Source organism: Streptomyces sp. NPDC045678 (genome assembly GCF_056432085.1).
Window position 1 is genome coordinate 299,387 of record NZ_JBWKJS010000005.1, and the last position, 25,247, is coordinate 324,633.

18 protein-coding genes are annotated in these 25,247 nt (G+C 72.3%); 14 read left to right on the top strand and 4 right to left on the bottom strand.

Annotation, left to right across the window (positions count from 1 at the left end; translation table 11 throughout):
- Window positions 1–58: 58 nt before the first annotated feature.
- Window positions 59–1,414, top strand: a complete 1,356-nt coding sequence (locus tag AC07DO_RS19480) for a cytochrome P450 (RefSeq protein ID WP_479061094.1) — start codon at window positions 59–61, stop codon at window positions 1,412–1,414.
- Window positions 1,415–1,445: 31 nt separating this feature from the next.
- Here AC07DO_RS19480 and AC07DO_RS19485 read toward each other — a convergent pair whose 3' ends face one another.
- On the bottom strand, window positions 1,446–1,880 hold the full coding sequence (locus AC07DO_RS19485) for a PPOX class F420-dependent oxidoreductase (protein WP_479061096.1): 435 nt from the start codon (window positions 1,878–1,880) through the stop codon (window positions 1,446–1,448).
- A 238-nt stretch (window positions 1,881–2,118) separates the two neighbouring features.
- Between AC07DO_RS19485 and AC07DO_RS19490 the strand changes: the two genes are divergently transcribed.
- The 8 genes from AC07DO_RS19490 to AC07DO_RS19525 all read left to right on the top strand — a co-directional run bounded on the left by AC07DO_RS19490 (window position 2,119) and on the right by AC07DO_RS19525 (window position 14,532).
- Complete coding sequence (locus AC07DO_RS19490) at window positions 2,119–3,369, top strand: MFS transporter (RefSeq protein WP_479061097.1); 1,251 nt, start codon at window positions 2,119–2,121, stop codon at window positions 3,367–3,369.
- A gap of 204 nt (window positions 3,370–3,573) precedes the next feature.
- Window positions 3,574–4,254 carry a snapalysin gene (snpA, locus tag AC07DO_RS19495; protein WP_479061099.1) on the top strand — a complete coding sequence of 227 codons (681 nt, stop codon included), beginning with the start codon at window positions 3,574–3,576 and terminating at the stop codon, window positions 4,252–4,254.
- Window positions 4,255–4,416: 162 nt separating this feature from the next.
- The gene (locus AC07DO_RS19500; RefSeq protein WP_479061100.1) at window positions 4,417–6,306 is read left to right on the top strand and encodes a transglycosylase domain-containing protein; all 1,890 of its coding nucleotides are present in this window, start codon (window positions 4,417–4,419) and stop codon (window positions 6,304–6,306) included.
- Window positions 6,307–6,505: 199 nt separating this feature from the next.
- Window positions 6,506–8,263 (top strand): trypsin-like peptidase domain-containing protein, encoded by a 1,758-nt coding sequence (locus tag AC07DO_RS19505; protein WP_479061102.1) that lies wholly within the window; start codon window positions 6,506–6,508, stop codon window positions 8,261–8,263.
- On the top strand, window positions 8,260–10,668 hold the full coding sequence (locus AC07DO_RS19510) for a tetratricopeptide repeat protein (RefSeq protein ID WP_479061103.1): 2,409 nt from the start codon (window positions 8,260–8,262) through the stop codon (window positions 10,666–10,668). The genes AC07DO_RS19505 and AC07DO_RS19510 overlap by 4 nt, the downstream gene beginning before the upstream one ends.
- Window positions 10,617–12,098, top strand: a complete 1,482-nt coding sequence (locus AC07DO_RS19515) for a VWA domain-containing protein (RefSeq protein ID WP_479061105.1) — start codon at window positions 10,617–10,619, stop codon at window positions 12,096–12,098. Before AC07DO_RS19510 ends, AC07DO_RS19515 begins: the two co-directional genes overlap by 52 nt.
- Window positions 12,095–13,273: a hypothetical protein gene (locus tag AC07DO_RS19520; protein ID WP_479061107.1), complete on the top strand. Its 1,179-nt coding sequence runs from the start codon at window positions 12,095–12,097 to the stop codon at window positions 13,271–13,273. The genes AC07DO_RS19515 and AC07DO_RS19520 overlap by 4 nt, the downstream gene beginning before the upstream one ends.
- Complete coding sequence (locus tag AC07DO_RS19525; RefSeq protein ID WP_479061109.1) at window positions 13,270–14,532, top strand: alpha-glucoside ABC transporter substrate-binding protein; 1,263 nt, start codon at window positions 13,270–13,272, stop codon at window positions 14,530–14,532. Before AC07DO_RS19520 ends, AC07DO_RS19525 begins: the two co-directional genes overlap by 4 nt.
- Window positions 14,533–14,553: 21 nt before the next feature.
- On the opposite strand, the gene AC07DO_RS19530 is transcribed toward AC07DO_RS19525, so the two are convergent.
- Both AC07DO_RS19530 and AC07DO_RS19535 read right to left on the bottom strand, forming a co-directional pair.
- The gene (locus tag AC07DO_RS19530) at window positions 14,554–16,401 is read right to left on the bottom strand and encodes an MFS transporter (RefSeq protein WP_479061111.1); all 1,848 of its coding nucleotides are present in this window, start codon (window positions 16,399–16,401) and stop codon (window positions 14,554–14,556) included.
- 113 nt (window positions 16,402–16,514) lie between these two features.
- Window positions 16,515–18,908 (bottom strand): D-alanyl-D-alanine carboxypeptidase, encoded by a 2,394-nt coding sequence (locus tag AC07DO_RS19535; protein ID WP_479061113.1) that lies wholly within the window; start codon window positions 18,906–18,908, stop codon window positions 16,515–16,517.
- 220 nt (window positions 18,909–19,128) lie between these two features.
- Here AC07DO_RS19535 and AC07DO_RS19540 point away from each other — a divergent pair, with 220 nt between their 5' ends.
- The 3 genes from AC07DO_RS19540 (at window position 19,129) to AC07DO_RS19550 (ending at window position 21,552) form a co-directional block, all read left to right on the top strand.
- Complete coding sequence (locus AC07DO_RS19540; protein WP_479061115.1) at window positions 19,129–19,893, top strand: GOLPH3/VPS74 family protein; 765 nt, start codon at window positions 19,129–19,131, stop codon at window positions 19,891–19,893.
- 361 nt (window positions 19,894–20,254) lie between these two features.
- Window positions 20,255–21,112: a helix-turn-helix domain-containing protein gene (locus tag AC07DO_RS19545; RefSeq protein WP_479061117.1), complete on the top strand. Its 858-nt coding sequence runs from the start codon at window positions 20,255–20,257 to the stop codon at window positions 21,110–21,112.
- Between the two features lie 230 nt (window positions 21,113–21,342).
- A complete protein-coding gene (locus AC07DO_RS19550) occupies window positions 21,343–21,552 on the top strand; it encodes a DUF397 domain-containing protein (RefSeq protein WP_479061119.1) in 210 nt (69 codons plus the stop codon).
- Window positions 21,553–21,680: 128 nt separating this feature from the next.
- Here the strand turns inward: AC07DO_RS19550 and AC07DO_RS19555 are convergent, their stop codons facing one another.
- Window positions 21,681–22,568: a hypothetical protein gene (locus tag AC07DO_RS19555; protein WP_479061121.1), complete on the bottom strand. Its 888-nt coding sequence runs from the start codon at window positions 22,566–22,568 to the stop codon at window positions 21,681–21,683.
- An 80-nt stretch (window positions 22,569–22,648) separates the two neighbouring features.
- On the opposite strand from AC07DO_RS19555, the gene AC07DO_RS19560 reads away from it, so the two are divergent.
- Together AC07DO_RS19560 and AC07DO_RS19565 are read left to right on the top strand one after the other, a co-directional pair.
- A complete protein-coding gene (locus tag AC07DO_RS19560) occupies window positions 22,649–23,443 on the top strand; it encodes an SDR family oxidoreductase (RefSeq protein ID WP_479061123.1) in 795 nt (264 codons plus the stop codon).
- Between the two features lie 244 nt (window positions 23,444–23,687).
- A complete protein-coding gene (locus AC07DO_RS19565; RefSeq protein WP_479061125.1) occupies window positions 23,688–25,247 on the top strand; it encodes a sodium:solute symporter family protein in 1,560 nt (519 codons plus the stop codon).

The following is a 25,247-nucleotide window of genomic DNA, read 5'->3' on the forward strand; positions in this document are numbered from 1 at the left end:
AGCAGTGAGCGCCGGCGGTCGGCGACAGCGAAGTGCGGCGGATTGCGGAGGTGGCGCCATGCGGATTCCAGGGCCGGAGATGTGTGATGACGGTGGGGTCGGGGCCATCTCGGAGGCGGGTGGGCTGCATCTCTACCAGCTGCGGCTGCACGCCGAGTACGGCGGCGTCGTGCGGTTCCAGTTGCCGGGAGCAGGGGTCGCCGTGTCCGTCTCCGATCCGCTGCTGCTGGAGCAGACCGCCCGTATCGACGAGCGGCCCGACTCGCTCTTCGCGTTTCTGGAACCCCTCTGCGAAGCCGGGAACCTCCAGGTCATCGGGGCGGAGGAGCACGGGCCCTGGCGGCGCGTTCTGCTGGAGGTGCTCGCCGGGCGGCCGTCCCACGAAAGGCACTTCGGGGAGTTCGTCTCGCTGGTGGAGGGGCTCGCCGAGCGGTGGAGTGGCGGTGGGCCTGCGGGCGGGGGTGCCGTCCTTCTTCAGAAGGATCTGACCGCGCTCTCCATGCGCATGATCTGCGCCTACGCGTTGGGCGGTACCGGTGGTGATGTCGTCCGGGCCGAGGACGTCGTCGACGCCTTCGAAGTCGTCCTCGGCGAGTACTTGGGGCGGGTCCGAGGGGCGGACGACGGCCGTGAGGACGAGGGCATGCGGCGGGCCCGTACCGCTCTCGCCTACCTGCGCGACACCGTCGACCGTGTCGTCTCCGCCCACGGGGAGGGCGAGGAGAACGAACAGAGTGACCGGAGCGATCTCATCGGCGCCCTCCTCGCCGCCGGGACCTCCCCCGCCCGCATCCGCGACACCGTCATGATGACCATGCTGGCCGCGCACCACACCACGGGCGTCGCCGTCTCCTGGACCCTGCACCTGCTGGGGCGCCACCCCGAGGTCGCCGAGCGCGTCGCCGCCGAACTCGACCGCGTCCTCGGCGACCGGTCCGCGCCCGACTACGGCGACCTGCGCGAACTCACCTATCTCGACATGGTGCTCAAGGAGTCCATGCGGCTCTATCCGCCCGGCCCCTACGGGGCGCGCGAGGCGACCCAGGACATGGTGCTCGACGGCGCCGACGGGACGTACGAGATTCCCGCCGGCACCACCGTCTTCTACCCCTTCTGGGCCGTGCACATGAACCCCGACCACTGGCCCGAGCCCGAGAAGTTCGTGCCCGAGCGGTTCGCCCCGGAGGCGGTGGCCGAGCGGTCGCGGTTCGCCTACGTTCCCTTCGGGCTCGGGCCCCGCAGCTGCGAGGGCGCCGGGCTCGCCATGGTCGAGGCCCAGTTGACGCTGGCCGTGCTGCTCAAACGGTTCCGGTTCCGGGGCGGGGCGGGGCACGAGGTGACGCCCGTCGAGCGGTTCGTACTGTGGGCCGCCGACGACATTCCGATGGTCGTCACCCCGCGCGCGAGCGGTTGAGCTCTCAGAGCCCGGGTGATGACACGGGCTCTCAGCCGAGGTCTTCGCCGTACACGCGGTCCACCGTCATCGTCATCAGCACCCTGCGGTCGGCCACCATCACCGCGCGGTACTCGTCCCAGTCCGGGTGTTCCCCCGACGCCAGGCGGTAGTAGCGCACCAGCGCCTCCACCTCGGGGCCTTCGGGGTCGGTGCCCGGGCCCGTCAGGGTCGCCGTGCCCTCGACGGTGGCCCACGAGCGGCCGTCGGGGCTCGTGACCTCCAGCGTGGCGCGCGGGTCCCTGCGCAGGTTCGCCGTCTTGGCGCGGCCCTCGGTCATCGATACGTGGACGACGTCCGCCTCGGCGTCGTAGAAGGGCATGACAGGTGAGAGCTGGGGGCGGCCGTCCTTCTTGATCGTGGCGAGTACGCCGAGACGGGATGCCGCGAGCAGCGTGCGGGGGTCGTAAGCGGAGGCTTCGGACACGGGGACCTCTCAGAGAACGGAACAGAGGGAACAGACGGAACAGGCTGACACGCATCAGCAATTCGTCGGAGGGCCGAGGAATTCCCGGGCGGTCCTGGTGTTTTCTGTCTGGCCCCGAGTAATGGCCCGCCCGGGCCGCTGTTTTGAGCCACGTCCACCCACGCGGCCCCGCCTCCTCTCCCCCACCTATGCTGCCCACCGGGACGATCACAGCACCACCAGCGACCCGGGGGGCACCATGACCGCGACCGAGACCGGCACCGGGTCCGCAGCCGAACACACCGCCCCGCTCCCTGCCCCCTCCCCCCTCCGCCTCCCCGCCTTCCGCCGCTTCGTCCTCGCCCAGCTCGTCTCCGCGACCGGCTCCGCGATGGCCCCCCTCGCCCTCGCCTACGCGGTGATCGGCGCGGGCGGCGGCGCCGGTGCGCTCGGGCTGGTGCTGGCCACCAGCACCGTGCCGACCGTCGCCTTCCTGCTCGTCGGCGGTGTCCTCGCCGACCGGGTGTCGCGGAGCCGGCTGCTGTTCCTCGGCAATCTGCTCGCCGCCGCCGGGCAGGGCGCCCTCGCCCTGGTGGTCGCCACCGGGCACGCGAGCACCGGGGCCATCGCGGCCTGCGGCTTCGTGTCCGGCGTGGCGATCGCCTTCACCACGCCCGCCGCGCAGGGCGTCGTCACCCGGCTCGTCCCGTCGCACCAGCTGCAACAGGCCAACGCCCTGCTGCGGCTGCCCACCAACGCCGTCAAGGTCGTCGGGCCCGTGGCCGGCGGTCTCGTCGTGGCGGTGAGCGGGCCCGCCTGGGCGCTCGGCTTCGACGCGCTGACGTTCGGCGTCGCGGCCCTGCTCCTGCTCGGTCTGCGGCTCGGCGCCCCGGTCGCCGAGGGCAGTGCACTCGCCGATCTGCGGGCGGGCTGGTCCGGCTTCCGGTCGCGGACGTGGCTGTGGACGTACACGGCCGCGGGAACCGTGCTCGTCGCCGCCTGGCTCGCGGGCTACCAGCTGCTCGGGCCCGTCGTCACCGAGCAGGAGTACGAGGGGGCCCGCACGTGGGGGCTGATCCAGGGCGCGTTCTCGCTGGGGCTCCTCGCGGGGACCGTGGTGTGTCTGCGGTGGAAGCCGGAGCGGCTGCTCGTCGTGGCCGTCGCCGCGAGTTCCGGGCTCGCGCTGCCCCTCGCGGCGCTCGCTCTCGGACTGCCGCTGCCCTGGCTGCTGCTGTCCGCCGTGCTGGCCGGCGTCACACTGGACGTCGCGGGCGTCACCTGGGTGACCGCCTTCCAGCAGAACGTGCCCGAGGGCGAGTTGGGGCGGATGAGTTCGTTCAACCAGGTCGGTGAGCGGCTCGCGATCCCGCTCGGGTACCTCGTCGTCGCGCTCGTCTCGTCCGCGTTCGCCGACCGGTCCGTCCTCGCCGTCTGTACGGGGATCATCGTCGCCGCCACCGTCCTCAACCTGTGTGTGCGGGACGTCCACCGGATCAGACGCGTGCGATAGCACGTGCCCGCATAACGGGCAACGACGTGCGTACGTCGAACAGTTGATGCTTTGACGTTATCGCCGAATGGCATCGGTACGAACGCGCCCCTTCCCCCGAATACTCGTCCCCGACCGGAAGCCGCACCCGCAGGCTTCCGGTCCCGGCGGCCCGGACATCCCGGGTGCACCGGCTACCGGCCTTTCCCCGGAAGGGACACCCCCATGAACAGATCCCGCATCAGCCTCCTCGCCACGCTCGGCTCGGCCGCCCTCGTGGCCTCGCTGGCCGCCGCGCCCTCCGCGCTCGCGGCCCCGGCCCCCGAGACGGTCAAGCCCTCGTCGACGTACGCCACGTCGTCGTACGTCGGCTCGGCCGAGGAGCAGGCCGCCAACAAGAAGTTCTTCGACGCCGTCATGAAGTCGGCGCTGAAGAAGCAGGCGGCGAAGCCCGGCATCCAGGTCGTCACCGTCACCTACAACACCAGCCGGGCGCCCAGCTTCCGCAGCCAGATAGCCCAGAGCACGCAGATCTGGAACTCCTCGGTCAGCAACGTGAAGCTGCAGGAGACCAGCTCGACCGGTAACTTCCAGTACCGCGAGGGCAATGACTCGCGTGGCTCGTACGCCTCCACCGACGGGCACGGCCGCGGGTACATCTTCCTGGACTACCGGCAGAACCAGCAGTACAACTCCACGCGTGTGACGGCGCACGAGACCGGCCACGTGCTCGGTCTGCCCGACCACTACTCGGGTCCGTGCAGCGAGCTGATGTCCGGCGGCGGACCCGGCACGTCCTGCACCAACGCGTACCCGAACTCGCAGGAGCGGTCGAGGGTCAACCAGCTCTGGGCCAACGGCCTGTCCCCCTTCAAGGACAAGGGTGCGCTGACCAAGGTCCGCTGACCCCCGTCGGCCACGCGCGGCCTCCCCGCCGCGTGCAGGAGCGGTCTGTTACGTACCGCTAACGGCCTCCGGGCCAACCCGGCCGCGTGCGGCGCGCTCTCCTCCGGCATGGGTACACATGCTCAGGGGAAGAAACCGCGTCGCCGCGGCCGGCGACGGATCGTGGACTACCCGCGCACCGGAAGGAGCGGCGTCCGGCGCTGGCTCCCGTCGTGGCGCCAGCTCCTCGGCGCGACGGGACTCTTCGCCACCTCTCTCGCCACGCTCTTCGTCTGCGTGTACGTCAGCGTGGACATCCCCGACGAGAACCAGGCGGCCCGCCGCGAGGCCAACGTCTACTACTGGTCCGACGGCTCGCAGATGGTCAGCACCGGCGCGGTCAACCGGCAGAACGTCGAGCTGAACCAGATCGCGCCGTCCGCCGTCGACGCGGTGATCGCCGCCGAGAACGAGACCTTCTACGACGACTCCGGCGTCTCCTTCAAGGGTCTGGCCCGCGCCACCGTGAACATGGCACGCGGCCGCGAGACGCAGGGCGGCTCCACCATCACCCAGCAGTACGTGAAGAACACCTACCTCTCGCAGGACCAGACGGTCACGCGGAAGGTCAAGGAGTTCGTCATCGCCCTGAAGGTGGACCGCAAGAAGAGCAAGGGCGAGATCCTCAAGGGCTACCTGAACACCAGCTGGTTCGGGCGCGGCGCCAACGGGATCGAGGCCGCCGCCCGCGCCTACTACGGCATCCCCGCGAAGCAGCTGGACCCCAGCCAGGGGGCGATGCTCGCCGCCATGCTGAAGGGCGCCGACCTGTACGACCCGGCCGTCAGCGCCGCCAACCACGAACGGGCGCGGCAGCGCTGGGCGTGGATCCTGGACCGGCAGGTCGCGGTCGGCCTGATGACGAAGAAGGAGCGGGCGAAGTACCGGACCTTCCCCGAGCCCCGCAGCCGGTCGCGCTCCACGAGCCTCGGCGGCCAGACCGGCTACCTCGTCGACGTCGCGAACCGCTACCTCAAGCAGCAGACCGGCCTCACCGACGAGGAGCTCGCGCGCGGCGGCTACGAGATCCACACCACGTTCGACAGGACCAAGGTGCGCCGCCTCGAGCGGGCGGTGCGGCACGTCGTCGCGCGCGACCTCGACCCGAAGAAGCGGCCCGCCGACCGGCACGTGCAGGTCGGCGCGGCGTCCGTGCGGCCGTCCGACGGAGCGCTCGTCGCGCTGTACGGCGGGCCCGACGCCACCGAGCACTTCACCAACAACGCCGACACGTCGGGCGTCCCCGTGGGCTCGGCGTTCAAGCCGTTCGTGCTGGCGGCGGCGTTGCAGCACGGGGTGTCGGCGCACGAGCCGCAGGCCGCCGAGGTGGCCACCGTCCAGGGCCGCGCGGAGCGGGTGCGGCAGAGCGTCCTGGCCGACAGCCATTACGCGGCGGACGGGGTCCTGCGCCGGTCCTTCGGCGCCCCCGACCCGGACCGGCCGACGCTGCGCGAGGCGTTGGTGTCCGGCGGCAACGCCACGTACGTACGCCTCGGCAAGGACGTCGGGCAGGACATGGTGCGCAGGACCGCGGTCGCGGCCGGGCTGCTGCGGCAGAGCATGGCCCGCCCGGAGCCGGCGTTCTCCGTCGGCACGTCGACGCCGAGCGCGATCCGCATGGCCGCCGCGTACGGGACGTTCGCCAACGACGGCGTGCAGCGCGATCCGTACTCGGTCACGAAGGTCGTCAAGAACGGCGAGCCCCTGCCCGGCCTCGCCCCGCCGTCGTCGCGGCGCGCCCTGGACCCGCAGGTGGCCCAGGAGGTCACCGATGCCCTGCGCACGGGGGGAAAGCGCCTCGGGTGGGACGTCGCGGCAGGGCGCACGGGCGACCAGGACCGGCTCAGGTCGGCCTGGTTCACGGGCTTCTCGAAGGACCTGTCGACGGCGGTGACGCTGTTCCGGCTGCGGCCCGGCGAGCCGCAGCTGCTGCCCCTGTCGGGGGTGGCCGGGAAGAAGTCGGAGCGCGGCAACGTGCTGCCGCCGCGAATCTGGAAGGAGTACGAGGGGTAGGGCCCCCGGACGGTCGGCGCCGGGGGCGGGAGGTGGCCGTGGGGCCGGTGCGCCGTGCGCGCTCCCCCGCGCTCCCTGCGTGCGCGGTGCTCCCCCCTGCCGCACCGTGCAGCGCAGGAGCCTTTGGCCGCCCCCGCACCTATCCTGAGGAAACATGGAGGGGGACGCGGCACACGCGGACGGGGGAGCCAACCCACCCATGGATCATGCGAGTTGGCGCGTGCGTCTGCGGCACTGGGCGGCCTCGGGCAGCGGTGACGTGCTGGGCGCCGGGGTGCTGTTCGGCACCGACCGGGTGCTGACCTGCGCCCATGTGATCCGCGACCCCGCGACGGGGCAGCGCCCCGACCGCGTGCAGGTCGAGTTCCCGCTGCTCCAGGGCCTCACCCGCACCCCGCACCGCACCGCGACCGTCGCGGCGGGCCACTGGGTGCCGCCCTTCGGCAAGGCACAGGGCGACCTCGCGGTCCTCGTCCTCGACGACCCCGCGCCCCTCCCCTCCCCCGTCACCCTGCACCGCACGCTCGACTACCGGGGCGCCACGGTCCTCGTCGACGGGTTCCCCGAGCACCAGTCGGGCGGGCAGTGGCTCACCGGGGTCTGCCGGGGGCCCGGCGGGGAGGGCGACGAGCGGGTGCAGATCGACCTCACCGGGGCGGGGGCGGACTCCGGGCAGCGGCTGCGGGGCGGGTTCAGCGGGGCCGGCGTACGGGAAGAGGGCAGCGACCGGCTGCTCGGGATCCTGGCGCAGGCCGACGAGCGGGGCGAGCACGGGTACATGATCCCCGCGGCCACCGTCGCCAAGTACTTCCGCCGCTTCGCCGAGCGGCACGTGACCGGGCCGCACGCCATCCCCGGCCACCGCGTCGTCTCGGCGGACGCCGCCCGCACCGCCCGCCCGCACGGACTGCAGCGCACCGTCACGCGCTGGCTGAACGGGGACGCGGACGCCTGGGACACCGAGGTCCTCTTCATCGCCGAGGACGACGACCGGGCGCGCCAGGCCCTGTACGTCGTCCTGAACATGGCCGACCGCGAGCAGTCCCCGCAACTGGCGGTGCGGCCCGTCGGACCCGGCACCGCCGCACCGCCGCACGGCGGGGACTCCCTCCTGTCGCGCGCCGGCATCGCGCCCCGCGTCGGCAGCATCGGCCTCGTCCTCGACCTGGAGGGCGCCACCCTGGAGGACCCCGACCAGCCGGAGCTCCGCGAGGCCCTCGCCGTCCTGCGGCACGAGCTGCGGCACGCCGCCGGGCGGCGCACGGCCCCACTGCGCCGCCCCGCCGTCGCCGTGCTCTACGCCGACCGGTCCGCCACCGAACCGGCCGCCGCGGCCAAGGCACTCGGTGAACTGGCCGAGTCCGGCGCCCGCCTGCTGCTCGTCGTGCGCTCCAGCACGCACGGCTTCACCTACGCCCTCGCGGAGAAGCTGCTGCCCGCCGAGCGTGCCGCCCAGTGGCTGCAACGGATCGGCTCCCGCGTCGACGTCCTCGCCGACACCGAACGCGGCGCGCGGCGCCTCTTCCACCGCGTCGAACCGCACGTCGTCGACCCGCCGGTCGCCACCGGGTACGCGGCGCGGGCCGCCCTGTGGACCGTCCAGCTCAGCAACGAGCTGCGCCCGCTGACGGGCCGCGGCGGACCGCGCCTCCTGGAGAAGCTCTCGTACGCCGAACAGGCCGTGGACACCTACCTGTTGCGGGCCGAACGGGCCGAGAGCGAACTGCGCGCGGTCCTCGACGAGCACCTGCGGCTGCGCGGGCTGCTCCGCGACCACCTGGCGCGGCTCGCCCGGCGCGGCCTCGCCGAGCACCCCGACGCGGTCGGGCCCTACCGCGCGGCGCAGCGGCTCCTGCTGGCCGGGCCCTGCCCGCTGGCCGACGCCGAGCGCGCGGTGACGGCGTTCGCTCGCGTGGTGCGGCGGCTCGCCGACGCGGACCCGGGCGGTGACGCGTGACGAAGGCCAAGGCCTGTCCGCACCCCGGCTGTTCGGGCACCGTGACGCCGACCGGGTACTGCCTGGCCAGCGGCGAGCACGTCGACCCCGACACCGGGCTGCACTCCGCCGTGGACACGGCGCACGCTCCACCGCGGTCCGCTTCGGAGCCGGAGCCGGAGCCGGAACCGCGGCCCGCCGAAACGGCGTCCGGTGAGGAGTCCTCCCAGCACTGGATCGTCGACCTGGGCGTCGCCGCCGACCCGCCACGCCCGGCCCGCGTCGCCCTCCCCCCGGAGCACCCCGACCCCACGGTCCTGCCCGAGATCACGCTCCTGGACCGGGCGGACAACGCGGGCGGCCACCCCGTCGCCCCCAGCGGTCTTCCGCTGCCGCCCGGGACCCTCCTCGCCGGCCAGTACCGCCTGGTGCGGCCGCTCGGGTACGGCGGGATGGGCGAGGTCTGCCTCGCCCACGACACCAAGGTCGACGACCGCGCGGTCGCCGTGAAGATGCTGCACGCCGAACTCGCCACGGAGTCGTACAGCCTCCTGGAAGGCGAGCGCAGGGAGCTGGTCGAGCTCAACCACGACGGGTTCATCCGGGTGTTCAACTACGGGCACCACGCCGGGGTCGGGGACTTCCTCGTCCTCCAGTACGTCGACGGGCTCAACCTCGAAGAGGTGCGGGCCCGCGCCCACGAGCACCCCGAGGAGTTCGGCGGCGACCGCTTCCTGGAGTTCGTCCTCGCGTACGGCGTGCGGATCCTAGCGGCACTCGCGCACCTGCACGCCCCCGAGCGCGGCAAGGTGTACGGCGACCTGAAGCCGCCCAACGTCATGCACGACGGCTCCACCACCAAGCTCGTCGACGTCGGCAGCGTGCGCCGCGCGGGCGCGCCCGGCCTCACCACCGCCCTCTACCGGGCGCCCAGCGTCGGCCCGCACGGCGAATCCGCGCCGCAGGACGACCTGTTCAGCCTCGGCGAGACGCTGCGCACCCTGTGCGGGCTCGGGGCGACCCGCCACGACCTGGCGGACCTCGCGGCGCTCGCCCCGCTCGACGACGCCACCGGGGACCACCGCGGACTCGGCCTCGTCTCCCTCGCCAGGGCGCTGCGCCGCGCCACCCGCACCGCGCGCGCCGGACGCTTCGCCACGGCCCGCGAGATGGACGAGCAACTCCGCGGCGTCTTCCGCGAGCTGCGGTCCCTGCGCACGGGCGCCGAGACGTTCGAGCCGTCGCCGCTCTTCCTCCAGTCCGCGTACGCCCTGGACGGCGGGCTCGGCGCCGCCCCCGAGGTCCGGCACTGGGCCGCCCCGCCGTCCGCGCCGCACCACCCCGCCCCCGGCCCCTCCGAAGTGGCCCGGCGGCTCCCCGTGCCGCGGCCCGACCCGGACGACGACCACCACGGCGAGCTCAGCAGGCTCAGCGACGACGACCCCGAGGCGCTGCTCCAGCACACCGGCGACTGGCGGGACTCCCCCGAGGTGCACCTGCTGCGGTGCAGGCTGCGGCTGCGGGTGGCGCTGCGCGCGGAGGGCGGGGACCTCACCGGCGCCGAGACCGCGCTCGCCCTGGCGGAGGACGCCATAGGGCCCGCGAACGGACCGCACGACTGGCGGCTCGACTGGCACCGGGGACTGCTCGCGCTGGCCCGCTCCCGGGTGCCGGAGGCCCGCGGCCACTTCGACCGCGTGTACGCCGCGATCCCCGGCGAGTACGCGCCGAAGCTGGCCCTCGGCCACTGCGCGGAACAGCTCGGGCGGCCGCACGAGGCCCTCACCTTCTACGAAGCCGTGCGGCTGCGGAACCCCTCACTGGGCAGCGCGGCGTTCGGCGCCGTCCGGGCGCGGCTCGCCCTCGGCGGCCCCGACGCCCTCACCGACGCCATCGCCGCGCTCGACGCGGTGCCGCAGCACTCCCGGCACCGCACCGCCGCCCGCACGGCCGCCGTGCGCATCCGCGTCGACCACGCGCGGGACGCCGAGGGTCTCGGCGCGGCGGTGCGCGCGCTGGCCCAGCTCTTCTCCGCGCACGGTCTGACCGACGAACCGTCGCGCGTACGGATGAAGGCGGAGGTGTGGGGTGCGGCGCACCGGCTCCTCGGCGAGGAGGACGGCGGGCGCGGCGTGCTCACCGCCGCCCAGTTGCGCGCCGTCGCCGCGCACGCCGATCCGCTGCTCGAATTCCCCTCCGACGTACGGGCGCTGCGCACCGACCTCGCCCGCTTCTACCGGATCCTGGCCCACCAGGCCGCCCGGGACGCGCCGACGCCGGACGACGGCATACCGCTCGCCGAGATCCTCCTCGACCGCGCCTACGCGGTACGCCCCTTCGGCTTCCTGCACGCACGATTCGGCAAGGACTCCCCATGGCTGGGCATGAAGATCAGGAACCGGCCGCCTCGGTCGGCCTGGAAGTGAGCCAGGTCGTCGAGCTGCCCCGCCCGCGCACCCCGGGCGGACAGGACACGGCACGCATGTACGCCGTCCTCACGGTGACGGTCCGCAGAGCGGGTGCCGCGCACGCGCCGCCCGCCGCCACCGTGCGCGACCCCGCGGCCGGGGACGAGGCGGGGACGGCCGGGGCGCGGCTCGCGGAGGTGCTGCTCATCGACCACTCCTCCTCGATGGTGATGCCGCCGAGCCGCCTCGCCGCCGCCCGCGCCGCCGCCGTCAGCGCGCTGGCCCGCATCCCCGACGGCTCGCTGTTCGCCCTGGTCGCCGGGGGCGACAGGACCGCCATGATCTATCCCCGGCGGCCCGGCCTCGCCGTCGCGCACGCCGAGTCGCGGGCCGCCGCGGAGGCCGCCCTGCACGACTGCACCCCGGGCGGCGGCACCGCGATGGGCACCTGGCTTGAGCGGGCCAGGCAGCTCTTCCGGGAACTGCCGGCCACGGGCGACGGCGGCTGGGTGCGGCACGCGCTGCTGCTCACCGACGGCAAGAACGAGCCCGGGTACGAGACACGCGCCGAGCTGCACGAACGGGTCGAGCGGTGCGCGCGGGCCTTCGCCTGCGACGTCGTGGGCATCGGCGACGCCTGGGAGACCGAGGAACTCCTGCTCATCGCCCGGGCGCTGGGCGGCCGCACCCGTGCCGTCGCGGATCTGACGCGGCTCCCGGACGAGCTGGCCTCGCTCACCGGGCGGGCCGCCGGGCGCGACGTCACGGGCCTGCGGCTGCGCCTCTACCACCGTGCCGGGGTGCGCCCGCACTCCTTCGAGCAGGTCCACCCCACGCGGGTCACGCTCCACCCCGACCGCGTCGACCTGTCGGGCGTCGGGACGGGCGCGGGCGGCCCCGTCGAGGAGTACGACCTCGGCCCGTGCGGCGAGGAGACCCGCGCCTACCTGCTCTGCGTCGGCGCGCCCTACGACCCCGCCCAGCTCGGCAAGGAGCTTCTCCTCACGGAGGTCGAACTGGACGCGGAGAGCCCGGCGCCGCTGCGGCTGCCCGCGCCCCAGCCCGTGCTGATGCGCTGGACCGACGACCCCGACCTCTACAGCCGCCTCGACCCGCAGGTCGCCCACTACCGGCAGGAGGAGGAGCTGCACCGCACCTTCGAGGAGGCCTGCGCGGAGCTGAAGCTCGGCAGGCGGGCGGCGGCACAGACCCTGCTCGGCACCGCGTGGCGGCTCGCCGTCGAGACGGGCGACACCGCCATGCAGGAGCATCTGCGCCGCCTCGTCCGCGTCCGCGACCCGGCGAGCGGCACGGTCGAACTCCGCGACCGGATCGCGAAGTTCGACGTGGAGGCCGCCCGCATCCAGACCAGCACGACCGTCCTGCCCGGCGTCCACCTGCCAGGACCCCGGCCGCCCGGAGCCCGTCCGCCCGGGGCCGCCCGGTGACGGCTCCGTGGCGCGCCGTCCCGCCGCTCGCAGGCGACGCGCTGCGCACCCTGCGCCGGTACGCGTGGCCGGTGCCGCTCGCCGCACGCCCGCGCAACAGCGGGTACCTGCGGGACCGGCTCGTCGCCCTGCCGCTGCTCACCGTCGTCGCGGCCGTCGCGTTCGGCTGGGCGTTCGCGGACGTGCGCGAGGACTCGGCGACCCTGCGGGACAACTTCGTGCCCGCGCTCGTCGGGCTCGCCGAGGCCGAGACGTCCCTGCGCATCGCCGACCGCGAGGCGGCGGAGAGTCTGGCGGCCGGGAAGGCCGTACAGCTCAGCGGGTTGAGCAAGCGGTACACCACGCGCACCACACGGGCCGTGCAGCGCCTCAACCAGGTGGCCCGCAGCGGCGCCCTGACGACCGTCGAACGCCAGGAGCTCGACGTGGTCTCCGGGCTCGTCGTCGACTACGGCACCTGGATCACGTACGCGCAGAACAACGTCGCCGACCCCGCGCTGCGCGACGCCGGACTCTCGTACGCGCGCAGCATGCTCTGCTCGACACCCGGGCCCACGCCCGCCGGGAAGGCCGACGCGGACGGCTATCCGGCCTGCCGTCCCGCCACAGGGTCGCGCTCCGACGCGACCGCCGTCGTCGACCGCATCTCCTCCCTGGAGGACCGGCTGCGCGCCAGGCTCGCGGACCGTGCGGCGCCGGGCGGCCGCGTGCTCGCCGCGGGATCCCTGTCCGTCCTCGCCCTGGTGCTGCTCGCGTTCGGCCAGTGGCGCACCCAGGTGTTCCTCCACCACCGCCTGCACCTCCACGTCAGCGTCCCGCTGCTCGTGGCCGCCCTGCCGCTGCTCGCCGTGCCGTTCCTGACGACCGACGCCGTCCTCGCCCACCTGGCGCAGCAGCGCGTGGTGTCGACGGCGACGCGGATCGCCGAGCGGACGACCCCGGCGATCGAGTCGACCGTCGACGAGCCGCCGTTCGGCGACCGCAACCCCCTCCTGATCCGGTCCCTGGACGAACGCGCGGCCCACGACCTGTCCGCGGGCCGCCTCTCCTCGCTGGACGGCGTCGCTCCGTGGGTGGCGCCCGCCGGACTCTTCAGCGCGGGCCTGACCGCGGTCACCCTCCACGCCTACCGCCGCGAGTACGTCCTCATCTCCCGCCCAGGAGCCACCCCATGAACCGCCGCACGACGCGACGCACCGTGTTCCGCGCCTTCCTGGCGGCCTGTCTGCTGGCCGTCACCGCGGGGGCCTGCGGGAGCGAGCGGCCCGAGACCGTCGTCGTGCTCGGCCCCTGGACGGGCCCGGAGGGCAAGGCCTTCGAGTCGATGCTGCACCGCCTCGACGACGGCACCGGGAAGGCGTACACCTACCAGGGGACGCGTTCGCTGCGGGAGACGCTCGGCGCGCAGTTGGAGGCGGGCGACCCGCCGGACGTGGCGATCCTCAACAGCATCGGCGAACTCGTGGAGCACGCCCGCGCCGGCCACCTCACCCCGCTCGACCGCGCCGCCACCGCCCGCGCCTATCCGCCCTGGGCGCCCCGCCTCGACGTGGACGGCGGGCGCCGCACCTACTGGGTGCCGCTGAAGGTCGACCTGAAGAGCCTGGTGTGGAGCAGGCAGGCCCGCACCGCCGACCGTCCCGAGTGGTGCGTGGGACTGGCCTCGCAGGCCACGTCCGGGTGGCCCGGCACCGACTGGATCGAGGACATACTCCTCCACCAGGCGGGCCCCGCCACGTACACGCGGTGGGCCACCGGGGAGGTCCGCTGGCGCGACCCGCGGGTCCGCAAGGCGTGGACGACCTGGGCCGAGCTCCTCGGCAAGCGCACGAAGGCGTCGATCGACCGGTCCCTGACGACGCCGTACGTCGGTCCGCGCGGCCTCCTCGACTCCCTCGAACCGCGCTGCACGCACGAGCACCAGGGCGCCTTCATCCGCTACGTGTACGCGCACGACCGGGTCCGCGTCGACCCCGCCGCGGGCTACCTGGGCGGGCGCCCCGGGAACGACGGCGCGTACGAGGTGGCGGGCGACATGGCCGCCGTGTTCAGCGACGACCCGGCGGCGCGCGCCCTCGTCGACCGTCTCTCGGGCAAGCGGGCCCGCACGCTCTGGCGGGCCCGGGCCTCGGACGGGCTGCAGCCGTTCTTCCCCGACGCGACCGACCCCCAGCCGACCGACCCGACGGGCCGGCGCATCGCGGACATCCTCACCGCGAAGGCGCGCACGCTCTGCTTCGACGCGTCGGACGTGATGCCGCCGGGCGTGCGCGACGCGTTCCACCGGGCCGTCCTGCAGTACTTCGGCGACCCGACGGAGAAGCGCCTCGGCGAGCTGCTCGGACAGCTGGACACCGTGCGCACCGAAGCCGCGAAGGACGCGGCCCCCGGACACCTGCCGGAGTCGGAGGTCTGTGCCCCGCCCGGGGGCTGAGGACCGGCCCTCGCACCCGCGTCAGCGGCTGAGCTCCTCCGGGCAAGGTGTGCCGCGGGGCAGCTGGTAGGGCGAGCCGAGGCGGTAGACGCCGGCCTTGGGGGCGAGCAGCTCGACCCACTTGTCGCCCGCCCGGTCCTCCCGCGCCTCGGTCAGGCAGCCATTGAGGTTCTCGTACACCTTGGGCCGCCTCTCGTTGAGCTCGCGCTGCCGCTTCGACGCCTCGGTCTCCTGCGGCGCCTTCACGCCCTTGCCGTGCTCGTCGACGATGCTCAGCCACGGCGAGTACGGGATGCGGATCAGGACGCGGCCCGGCTTGTCGACGCGCAGCGTCATCTCGCCCTGCTCGGCACGCGTCACGACGGCGTTCGGCTCGGCGAGCGGCCGCGGGTCGGTGACCTCGTACAGCTGCCAGTTGTCGTCGACCCACACCTTCTTCAGGTACGGCAGGCCGTCCGTGATGAGCTGCGCCTCACGCTTGCCGCCGTCACCGTCGGGCTCGCCCTTGGGGAGCGCCACGTAATGCACGGACCAGCGCTGGAGCCACTCGTGGTAGTTCGCCGAGTTCAGGGTGTCGTCGTAGAAGAGCGGGTTGCGCTCCATGTCGGCCTGCCGGTTCCAGCCCCGCGCGAGCTGTACGTACGCGGGGAGCGCGGACGCCTCGCGGTGGCTGCGGGCCGGCACCACTTCCAGGCGGCCCTTCGCGGCGCCCTTCTCCTTCAGCTCGTTGACGAGCGGCGCGACCTCACGCGTCCAGGAGGCGTCCGAGCGGGTGTGCACGATGTCGTCGACGGCCTTGAAGCCGATCCACCCGGTGAAGCCGACGAACGCCACGATGATCACGTACCAGGTACGGGACTTCGGCACCGCGTACGGCAGCGCGGCGATCAGCGCGACGCCCGCGAAGGACATCGCGAGACGCGAGATGTTGGAGCCGATCTGCGAGCTGATCAGCCAGACGCCGAGCACGAACGCCGCGTACACGGCGGTGGTGATCCGGACGGTCTTCCACTGCTTCGGCACGACGAAGTAGACGATCACCGCGGCGATCAGCGGCAGCGACGCCGAGCCGAACGACATCGGCTGCGTGCCGGAGAACGGGAAGAGCCACGCGGAGAGACCCACGACGATGGCGGGCGCGACACCCAGCGCGTACGCGCCCGGGTACCGCTTGCTGAGGAACAGCGCGACGGCGACGAGCCCGACGAAGAGACCCGCCACCGGGCTGCCCATCGTCGCGAGCGCCGCGAACGGGGCGGCGACCAGCGCCTTCGCCCACCGCTTGTAGCGCCAGCGGTGCGGCCAGCAGAAGACGGCGGCGACGGCCATGAGCGCGAACATCTGGCCGAGGCCGTAGGTCACGCGCCCCGACACCGCGTTGGCGAGCAGCGCGAACACGCCCGCCACGGTCGGCCACAGCAGGCCCTTCACCGCGCGGCTGCGCATGAGGATCATCGTGAGCAGCGCCGCGGAGACGGTGCCCGCGATCATCATCGTGGTCCGCACGCCGAGCACCGACATGAGGTACGGCGAGATCACGCTGTACGACACCGGGTGCATGCCGCCGTACCAGCCGAGGTTGTACGCCGACGCCGGGTGCCGCCCGACGAACTCGGCCCAGGCGTCCTGCGCCGCGAGGTCGCCGCCGCTGTTGGCGAAGACGAGGAACCAGACGACGTGCAGCACGGCGGCGACCGCCGTCGTGATCGTCACCGGATGGCGCAGGAAGCGCTTCTGCCACGGATCCGCGGGCCCGCTCTCGGGTGTGCGGCGCTGGGCCGGCAGCTTGACCCGCCCACCGGTGCGGGGGCCGTCGCCCGTGTCGGATGCGGCGGCGTCGTCGGCGCGCGTCGGCTCCGCTGTTGCCACTGGAGGCTCTCCCCGTGTCGTCCATGTTTCCGGAGTACCCCGGGTCCCCGAGATGGTGACGCTAGCACGCACGCGCGAGGGGAGGCCCGCGGCGGGCCTCCCCATCGCGGGGCTCAGCCGACCCGGGTCAGCTTGGCGCCGAAGCCCGGTTCACTGAGGTCCTTCTGCAGCGCCACCGGCACCTCGACGGCATCACCCTTGCCGTCGCCGACGTGCAGCACACCGACCTCGGTGCCCGCCTTCGCCGTGTTCGGGATGGTCTTGCCCTTGATGTCGTCGAGCTCCAGCTTCACCGTCAGACCCGACCAGCCGACCGCGGAGACGTCCTTCGTGGCGACGACCGGAGTCGTGCCGCCGAGACCGTCGTCCACCTGGCCGACGACGTCGCCCTTCTTCACGATCGTCTTGGCCGTGAGGGCATCCTGCCCGGACGCGATCAGCTTCTTGGTGACGTCGGTGACCTTGTCGATGTTGGCGACGCCGTTGCTGCCGTACTGGCCGAGGGCGGCGCCGATGATCGTCTGCGTCTCGCCGCCGACCTTCTTCTCCGCGGCGAAGAGGATGTTGCCGCCGGCCGCGGTGGTGGTGCCGGTCTTGATGCCGATGGCGACGGTCGGGACGAGCTTGAAGAAGTTCGTCTGCTTGTCGCCGTTGAGGTCCGTGTAGCTCGGCTGGCGGGAGATCTCGTTGAAGACGGGGTTCTCCATGGCCGCGCGGCCGAGCTTCACCAGGTCCTCGGCGGTCGACACGGTCGTCTTGTCCAGGCCGCTGGGGTCCGTGTAGTGGGTGTTCTTCATCCCCAGCTCCTTGGCGGTCTTGTTCATCTTCTCGACGAACGCGTCCTCGGAGCCGCTCTTGGTGTCCCAGCGTGCGAGCAGCTTGGCGATGTTGTTCGCCGACGGAAGCATGACCGCCTGCAGCGCCTCGTACTCGGTGATCTTCTGGCCCTCGGTGACCTTGACGACGGACTCGTTGGCCGGCTTGCCGGTCTCGTAGTGCTTCTGGGCCGCGGCGTCGACGGGGATCTTCGGGCCGTCCTTGCCCTTCTCCAGCGGGTGGTCCCGCAGGATCAGGTAGACCGTCATGACCTTGGCGATGCTCGCGATCGGCACGGGCTTCTGCTCACCCGACGTACCGAACGTGCCGATGCCGTTGACGTCCATCGCGGCCTGGCCGTCGGCAGGCCACGGCACGTCCGGCTTGCCGCCCTCGAACTTCACGGTCTCCTGCGCGGTGAGCTGCAGGGTGGGCGTCGGGAGCGGCCGTACGACCTGTACGACTGCAAAGACGACCAGCAGGAGCAGGACCAGCGGCGTCCAGATCTTGACCCGGCGCACGGCAGTGCGGACCGGGGTCTCGGGCGGCGGCGGGGTGTTGGTCAGCTCGGCGAGCAGGTCGATCGGCGGCTTCGGCGGCAGCGGCTGCTGCGTGGTGCGCTCCACCGGCGGCGGGACGGCGGGGCCCGCGGGGGCCGCGGGGAACGCCTTGGCCTGCGGGGCCTTGGGTGCGGGGCTCTTGGGCTGCGCCGCGGGCTCGGCCTTCGGGCCCGGCTTCGACGCGGGCTTCGGCTCGGACTTCGGCCCGGGCTTGGCCTTCGGCTCGTCGAGCGGCTTCAGCGCGACGAACTTACTCGTCCGCTCGGCGTCGGCCTCGGGCTTTGCAGTTCCCTTTGCGCCTTCGCCCAGCTTGAGCATGGTGGTGGGCTGGTCGACGTCCTTGCCCGCGGCCTTCGGCACCTTCGGCGCCTTGAAGACGGCGGTGGCCTGATCGACACCGGTGGTCTTGACGTCGGCGTCGGTGTCGGCGTCATCCGCGTCGGCCTGGGCCGGGTCGTCCTCGGCGGAGGCCTCGGGCTCGGGCTCGGTCTCCGGCTCGGGGCCGGCTTCGGACTCCGCCTTGGGCTTCGGCTCCGCGGGAGCCGCGGGCTCGTCGTCGGCGGCCTCGGGCTCGGGCTCGGCCTCGTCGGCAGCTTCGGCCTTGTCCGACGCGTCGGGCTTGTCCGAAGCAACGGGCTTGTCCGCCGCTTCCGACTTCGGCTCGGACTTCGACGCGGACTTCGCCTCGGAGTCGGTCTCCGGCTCCGACTCCGGCTCCGGCTCCGACTCCGACCCCGGGTCGTCCGACGTCGCGACCCACGCCGCCACCGCGTTCCGCAGCCGCGCGTCCCCATTGGCCTCGGCCTTGGGCGCGCCCGCCTCCGGTGCGTCCGCCTCCGGTGTGTCCGTTCCGGGCGCGTCCTCCGTGTCGGAATCCGCCTCGTCGGAACCGTCGGTGCCGTCGGAACCGTCCGCCGCCTCGGCGACGTCCTTCGTCGAGAAGACGGCGGTCGCCCGGTCCTCCGGGACCTCGTCCCGCACCTGCGGCGTCTCGCGTGTGATCGCGAGACGCGGGTCGCGTTCCTCCGGCGCCGGCCCGGAGGTCTCCTCCGGGGTCGGATTCCCCGACGACTTCCGCTGCTTCGATCTGTCGGGGGTCTCGCCCGCCACCGATGCCTCCTCGTACGCCATGCCGTTTGCCGATACTGATGCTTGCCGTGTGCTGACCGTGCGCCAAATCCGGTCGGACAGCCTCTGTCCGAACCGTGTACCAGTGTCCTGTGTGAGGGCTTAACCCCCGTGGTAGACGAGAACGACATACCTGCTGGTTCCCGTACATCCCGACCACGCGCTCTCGACAGACCAATGTGAGAGGGGTCACCCTGTCATTCATCCACGCGGGGAGGCATGGATGGGCAGGAGCCGCAGAACAATTCCGGAGGAGCTTCTGCTGCTCGCTTTGGACCCGGCCACGGGTACCACAGCGCAGCCGCAGTCGCTCGACCTCGGTCTGGCCGGAGCACAGCTAGTGGAGCTGGCGCTGGCCGGACGGATAGCCCCAGACGGGGATCGTATCGCCGTGGTGATGCCACGGCCGACCGGAGATCCGACTCTGGACTCCGCACTGGAACTGCTGCGCAGGCGCGGCAGTCCGGTCCGGGCGGTCCACTGGATCGGCGGGCCCCGACTGGGGCTCCGCCAGACGTACCTCTCGCACCTGGAGCGGTGCGGCATGGTTCATGCCGTGGCGGGACAGATGTGCGGGGTGCTGCCGACGACTCGCTACCAAGCGACGGAGACGGCCATCAGCCGGGAGATCAGGTCCCGGCTCGATTCGGCGATCCGCACCGGTGTACCGCCGGATCCGCGGACCGCGGCGCTCGCCGCCCTGGCCCACGCGGTCGGTCTCGGCAAGCATCTGTACCCCGGGAACGAGGGGCGTTCATCGCGCTCCCGGCTCCGGGACCTGATCAGGCACGACCCCATGGGCGGCCTCGTGGCGCACGCCGTGATGGACGTCCAGAACGGCGTGGCGGCCCAGCCGCGACGCAGCGCCGCACCGGCGGGTCCCGCGGGACCGGGCGGTGGCAGGCAGCCGGCGAGGGCGACAGCGGACCCCGGCGGGGTGCCGATGCAGCCACGCCGAGGATCCATGGCACGCGCCGTCGCCCACTGAGCACGCACACCGCTCACACCCGGCACGGCTCAGCACCACATCGTCAACGCGCACCATCACCGCGCGACCGCGCACCACCGTCGCGCGACCGCTCAGCACCACCGCGCAACCACTCAGCACCACCGCTCAGCACCACCGCACCAGCGCCGCGCCGCAGTCCCCAGACCCGGTACGGGAGCCGCTGGGCCGCGTGGGGCGTGGGACCGGACCGTCCGGACGACGGCACCCGGTTCCACCGCCCCGCGCGGCCGCCTCACGTTCGCACATCCGCTGTTTCCCAGCGGTGCCGACCACGTTGGTGGCACTCTGCTGAGCAGTAGATACGCAAAGTAGAGGAATGCAAGCCGGAGGTGCACGTCCCGTGGCGTCCAATGTCAATCCCACCGTCAGGCGACGCCGGTTGGGCCAGGAGCTCCGCCGGCTCCGTGAACTCAAGGGCATGACGGCCGAGGAGGTCGCCGAGCGACTGCTCGTCTCGCAGTCGAAGATCAGCCGCCTGGAGAACGGCCGCCGTTCGATCAGCCAGCGCGACGTGCGCGATCTGTGCGGCGTCTACGAGGTCGAGGACCACCGCGTCGTCGACTCGCTCATGCAAATGGCCAAGGACTCGCGCCAGCAGGGCTGGTGGCACTCCTTCGGCGACATCCCCTACAGCGTCTACATCGGCCTGGAGACGGACGCCGCGTCCCTGCGCGTGTACGACCCGCAGGTCGTCCCCGGTCTCCTGCAGACCCGGGCGTACGCGGAGGCGCTGATCACCGGCGCGCTCCCGGAGACCACGCCGACGGACATCGAGAAGCGCGTCCAGGTGCGCATGCGCCGGCAGGACCGCATCTCGGCGCCGGATCTGCCGCTGCGGCTGTGGACCGTCCTCGACGAGTCCGCGCTGCGCCGCGTCGTCGGCTCCCGGCATCTGATGCGCGACCAGCTGGAGCACCTCGTCGAGCAGTCCCAGCTGCCGCACGTGACGGTCCAGGTGATCCCCTTCGAGATGGGCGCTCACCCGGGGCTCAACGGTCAGTACGCGATCCTGGAGTTCCCCGACGCGGCCGATTCCAGCGTGGTCTACATCGAGGGCGTCACCAGCGACCTGTACCTGGAGAAGGCGAACGACGTGCAGCAGTACAGCGTCATGTACGAACACCTGCGGGCGCAGGCGCTGAACGTCGAGCAGTCCAGGCAGCTGATCGCGGACATCGCCAAGGACTACGCCCGCTGAAGGGCTGTGTCCGCTGAAAGACGACGTCCGCCGAACGAAGCGCCGCACGGTACACCCTCGTCGCGCCGCCGCGTAACCCCCCACTGGAATATGCCATCCGGTCGAGTGAACGGTCCCTTCACGCCACGATGTTGGCGAGTAGCGTCATTCACGCCATCGAGCAGCACCGTTGGCGCACACCGCAGGGATGCGGCGACAGCAACTCAACGACTGGAAAGACCGGAGCGGACATGGCGATTCAGCAGGGTACTTCGCACACGTGGGTCAAGTCTTCCTATTCCACCGGAAACGGCGCGTGTGTCGAGGTGAAGTCACCGGAGCGGCACGGCATCTCCGTGCGCGACTCGAAGGTGGTGGAGGGTCCGGTCCTCGCCTTCCCCGCCGCGTCGTGGAACGCGTTCATCAGCGAGGTGGGCAGGGGGGCTGCCGACCTCGCGTGAGACCGCAGCGCACATCAGCAGAGGCACCACCGCAGCAGAACAACCGCATAGGCACCACCGTTCGCAGCCCTCTCGACTGGCCCGCCGTCCCGGCCGAGGGGGCTCGGCCGTGCCCGGCGCCGCCCGCGTCACCGCAGGGCGTCGACGTACCGGTCCGTCCCCGGCACCGTGGGGATGAACGGCGCCACCAGCTCCACCCGCCCGAGCCCCGATCGCGCGACCGCCTCGCCGCGCCCGGTGAAGTACGCCTCCCAGCAGTCCCGCGGGTCCTCCTGGAGGAACCACAGCAGCGTCAGGCGGGTGTCCACGCCCTCGACCTGTTTCACGTACGTCATCCGGTCCCCCGGCAGCGGTGTCGGCCGGAACAGCGTGACCATGGCGGCGGGCGAGCCGGTGAGCACCCGCGGCAGGTGCCGGGCCCGCAGCCATGCGAGGAGTTCGCCGCGTTGTCGCGGGCCCTCGGCGTCGACGACCTCCAGGACCAGGCCCTTGTACGGGTGGTCGAGCGCGTGGAAGTCGCGGGGGCCCGCGGCGCCGTCCCGGTAGACGGTCGCCTCGTGGTCCTGGAAGGCGGTGAAGACGTGGGTGCGGGCCTGGTGGACGCGGCCGTCGCGGTTGAGGCGCTTGTTGATGCCGACGGTCCACTTCATGTGGTCGTCGTAGCGGCCCTCCGTCACCCAGTACGTGGAGAGGTAGCACCCCGCCGTGACCGGTTCGGCGACGGCGGACTTGTCGGGGTAGCGCAGGAGCTGGAGGTCGCGGGTGGCCACCCAGCGGCGCCCCGCGTACATCCAGGGCATGGCCATCGCGCCCGCGTAGTAGTGGTCGTCCTCGTACCAGCGGTTGTACGCGAACTCGTGGCCCGGGTGCGGCTCGACCATGGTGATCAGGGCGTGGCCCGGGTGGACGCCGTAGGGGCCGACGGCGGCCAGCTCGGCGTAGACGTCGCTCCGGGTGTCCTGAGGAGCGCTCTGCCGGGTGTCCTCGCGGGCGCCCGCGCCGGGGTCATCACTCACGTCTCTCCCCTTCCTTCCTCCGATGCACGCCCATACCCTGACGCCCCGTCAGCAAAACTGCCAGAGCCGGGAGGCGCCCCATGCCGTCGTCGCTCCTCGAGGGAAAGACCGTCGTCGTCTCGGGCGTCGGCGCCGGGCTCGGACATCAGGTCGCGGCGGCCGTCGTGCGCGACGGCGGCAACGCCGTGCTCGGGGCGCGCACGGAGGCGAACCTCGCGAAGACGGCCGCCGAGATCGACCCCGGGGGCGCCCGCGCCGCCTACAGGACCACCGACATCACCGACGAGCGACAGTGCGAGGCCCTCGCGGAGCTGGCACGGGAACGCTTCGGCGGGATCGACGCGGTCGTCCATGTCGCCGCCTGGGACAGCTACTTCGGCGGCCTGGAGGACGCGGACTTCGCCACCTGGGAGCAGGTCGTCAACGTCAATCTCCTCGGCACCCTGCGCATGACGCGTGCCTGCCTGCCCGCGCTCAGGGAGCGGGCCGGCGGTTCGGTGGTGTTCATCGGCACGCAGTCGGCGATCGCGGCGCCCTCACAGGTGCGCCAGGCGGCGTACGGGGCGTCGAAGGGGGCGCTGACCTCGGCGATGTACTCGCTGGCGCACGAGCTCGGCCCGGACCGGATCCGCGTCAACACCGTGCTGCCGGGCTGGATGTGGGGTCCGCCGGTCGAGGCGTACGTCCAGTTCACCGCGCACACCGAGGGCGTACCGGAGGACGAGGTGCGGGACCGCCTCGCGGCGCGCATGGCGCTGCCGGAGCTGGCCACGGACGGGGACGTGGCGGACGCGGTGGTGTTCCTCGCCTCGGACCGGGCGCGGTCGATCACGGGCCAGTCGCTGCTGGTCAACGCCGGGGAGATCATGCGGTAGCCGCCACCGCGCGGGTGCGGGAAGGCCGTACGGGAGACAACTCCCGTACGGCTTTCGTGCGTTCGGGCGCCTTCCCCTAGTAGTCAAGTATGTGAACGAAGGTCAGCAAACAGAACGATTTTACGTGCTCTTGACCTAGCGACAGGTTGTCTCCGACGTGCGCCCGAACCCACGATGAGCGGGCACTTCTGGGCCGCTCTCGTCCCCATCGGCCCGTTCACCAGGCGGACCCCTGGAGGGCCATATGAACAGTCTCGACTGGGCGGTGCTCATCGGCTACTTCGGCGTGATGATCGCGATCGGCGTGTGGTCCCACAAGCGGGTCGACAACGTCAGCGACTTCTTCACGGCCGGCGGGAAGATGCCGTGGTGGCTGTCCGGCATCTCGCACCACATGTCGGGCTACAGCGCGGTGATGTTCACCGGGTACGCGGGCATCGCGTACACCTACGGCGTGACGTCCTTCGTCACCTGGTCCTTCCCCATCGCGCTCGGCATCGCCATCGGCGCCCGGCTCTTCGCCCCCCGCATCAACCGGCTGCGCTCACGCCTGCACGTGGCCTCGCCGCTCGAGTACCTGAAGAACCGCTACAACCTGCCCACCCAGCAGGCCCTCGCGTGGTCGGGCATGCTCCTGAAGATCGTGGACGTGGGCGCCAAGTGGGCGGCGATCGCCACCCTCCTGTCCGTCTTCACCGGCGTCTCCCTCAACCAGGGCATCCTCGTCACCGGCGTCATCACGGCGATCTACTGCACCATCGGCGGCCTCTGGGCCGACGCGCTGACCGAGCTGGGGCAGTTCATCATCCAGCTGCTCGCGGGCATCGCCATGTTCGTGGCGGTCGTCGCCGAACTCGGGCCGCACGGCGGGTTCTTCGGCGTCTGGGACGAACCCGAGCTCGCGGGCCACGGCAAGCCGCTGGTCGGTCCTTACGGCACGGTCTTCCTGCTCGCTTTCCTGTTCATCAAGCTCTTCGAGTACAACGGCGGCATGCTCAACCAGGCGCAGCGCTACATGGCGACCGCCAACGCCAAGGAGGCCGCGCGCTCCGCGAAGCTCTCCGCGGCCCTGTGGCTGGTCTGGCCCGTCGTCCTCTTCTTCCCCATGTGGATGTCGCCGCTCCTCGTCGACGCGAAGAAGCCCGACGGTTCGGACGCGTACGCCCTGATGACCGAACAGCTGCTGCCGCACGGCCTGTTGGGCCTGGTCATCGTCGGCTTCTTCTCGCACACCATGGCCATGTGCTCCTCCGACGCCAACGCGATCGCGGCGGTCTTCACCCGGGACGTGGCGCCCGCGTTCTCCGCGAGGGCGCGGGCCTGGACCGAGCGCAAGGGCCTGATCGCGGCCCGCCTCACCACGGTGGTCTTCCTCGGTCTGTCCATGGCGGTGGCGACGCAGGTCAACTCCCCCACCTTCAAGGACATCATCACGGTCGTCATCAAATGGGTCGCCGGTCTGATGGGGCCGATCGCGATCCCGATGATGCTGGGCCTGCTGCGTACGTTCCGGAAGTCCGGGCCGACCGCGGCGCTGACCAGCTGGGCGGCCGGGCTCTTCGCCTTCTACCTGGTCAACTACCCGATCGACGACGCGATCGAGGGCGGTGTCGCGCTGCAGTACCAGGTGTCGATCCCGCTGGCCGTCTCCCTCGTCCTCTACATCCTCATCGGCCGCGTGAAGCCGGAGGACACCCCGGAGCGGGACGCGCTCATCGAGCGGATCAACACGGACGACGACGGCTCCGTCGGAGCCGTTGTGCCCACTCCTTCGCGGCCGCAGGACGACGCGGTGACCCCGTAG

Excerpts from the sequence above, each read along its gene's own strand:
- AC07DO_RS19525 (WP_479061109.1), top strand. The coding sequence starts at position 13,270 with ATGAACCGCCGCACGACGCGACGCACCGTGTTCCGCGCCTTCCTGGCG.
- AC07DO_RS19480 (WP_479061094.1), top strand. The coding sequence starts at position 59 with ATGCGGATTCCAGGGCCGGAGATGTGTGATGACGGTGGGGTCGGGGCC.
- AC07DO_RS19505 (WP_479061102.1), top strand. The coding sequence starts at position 6,506 with ATGGATCATGCGAGTTGGCGCGTGCGTCTGCGGCACTGGGCGGCCTCG.
- AC07DO_RS19515 (WP_479061105.1), top strand. The coding sequence starts at position 10,617 with ATGGCTGGGCATGAAGATCAGGAACCGGCCGCCTCGGTCGGCCTGGAA.
- AC07DO_RS19490 (WP_479061097.1), top strand. The coding sequence starts at position 2,119 with ATGACCGCGACCGAGACCGGCACCGGGTCCGCAGCCGAACACACCGCC.
- AC07DO_RS19540 (WP_479061115.1), top strand. The coding sequence starts at position 19,129 with ATGGGCAGGAGCCGCAGAACAATTCCGGAGGAGCTTCTGCTGCTCGCT.
- AC07DO_RS19560 (WP_479061123.1), top strand. The coding sequence starts at position 22,649 with ATGCCGTCGTCGCTCCTCGAGGGAAAGACCGTCGTCGTCTCGGGCGTC.
- AC07DO_RS19550 (WP_479061119.1), top strand. The coding sequence starts at position 21,343 with ATGGCGATTCAGCAGGGTACTTCGCACACGTGGGTCAAGTCTTCCTAT.
- AC07DO_RS19565 (WP_479061125.1), top strand. The coding sequence starts at position 23,688 with ATGAACAGTCTCGACTGGGCGGTGCTCATCGGCTACTTCGGCGTGATG.
- AC07DO_RS19535 (WP_479061113.1), bottom strand. The coding sequence starts at position 18,908 with ATGGCGTACGAGGAGGCATCGGTGGCGGGCGAGACCCCCGACAGATCG.
- snpA (WP_479061099.1), top strand. The coding sequence starts at position 3,574 with ATGAACAGATCCCGCATCAGCCTCCTCGCCACGCTCGGCTCGGCCGCC.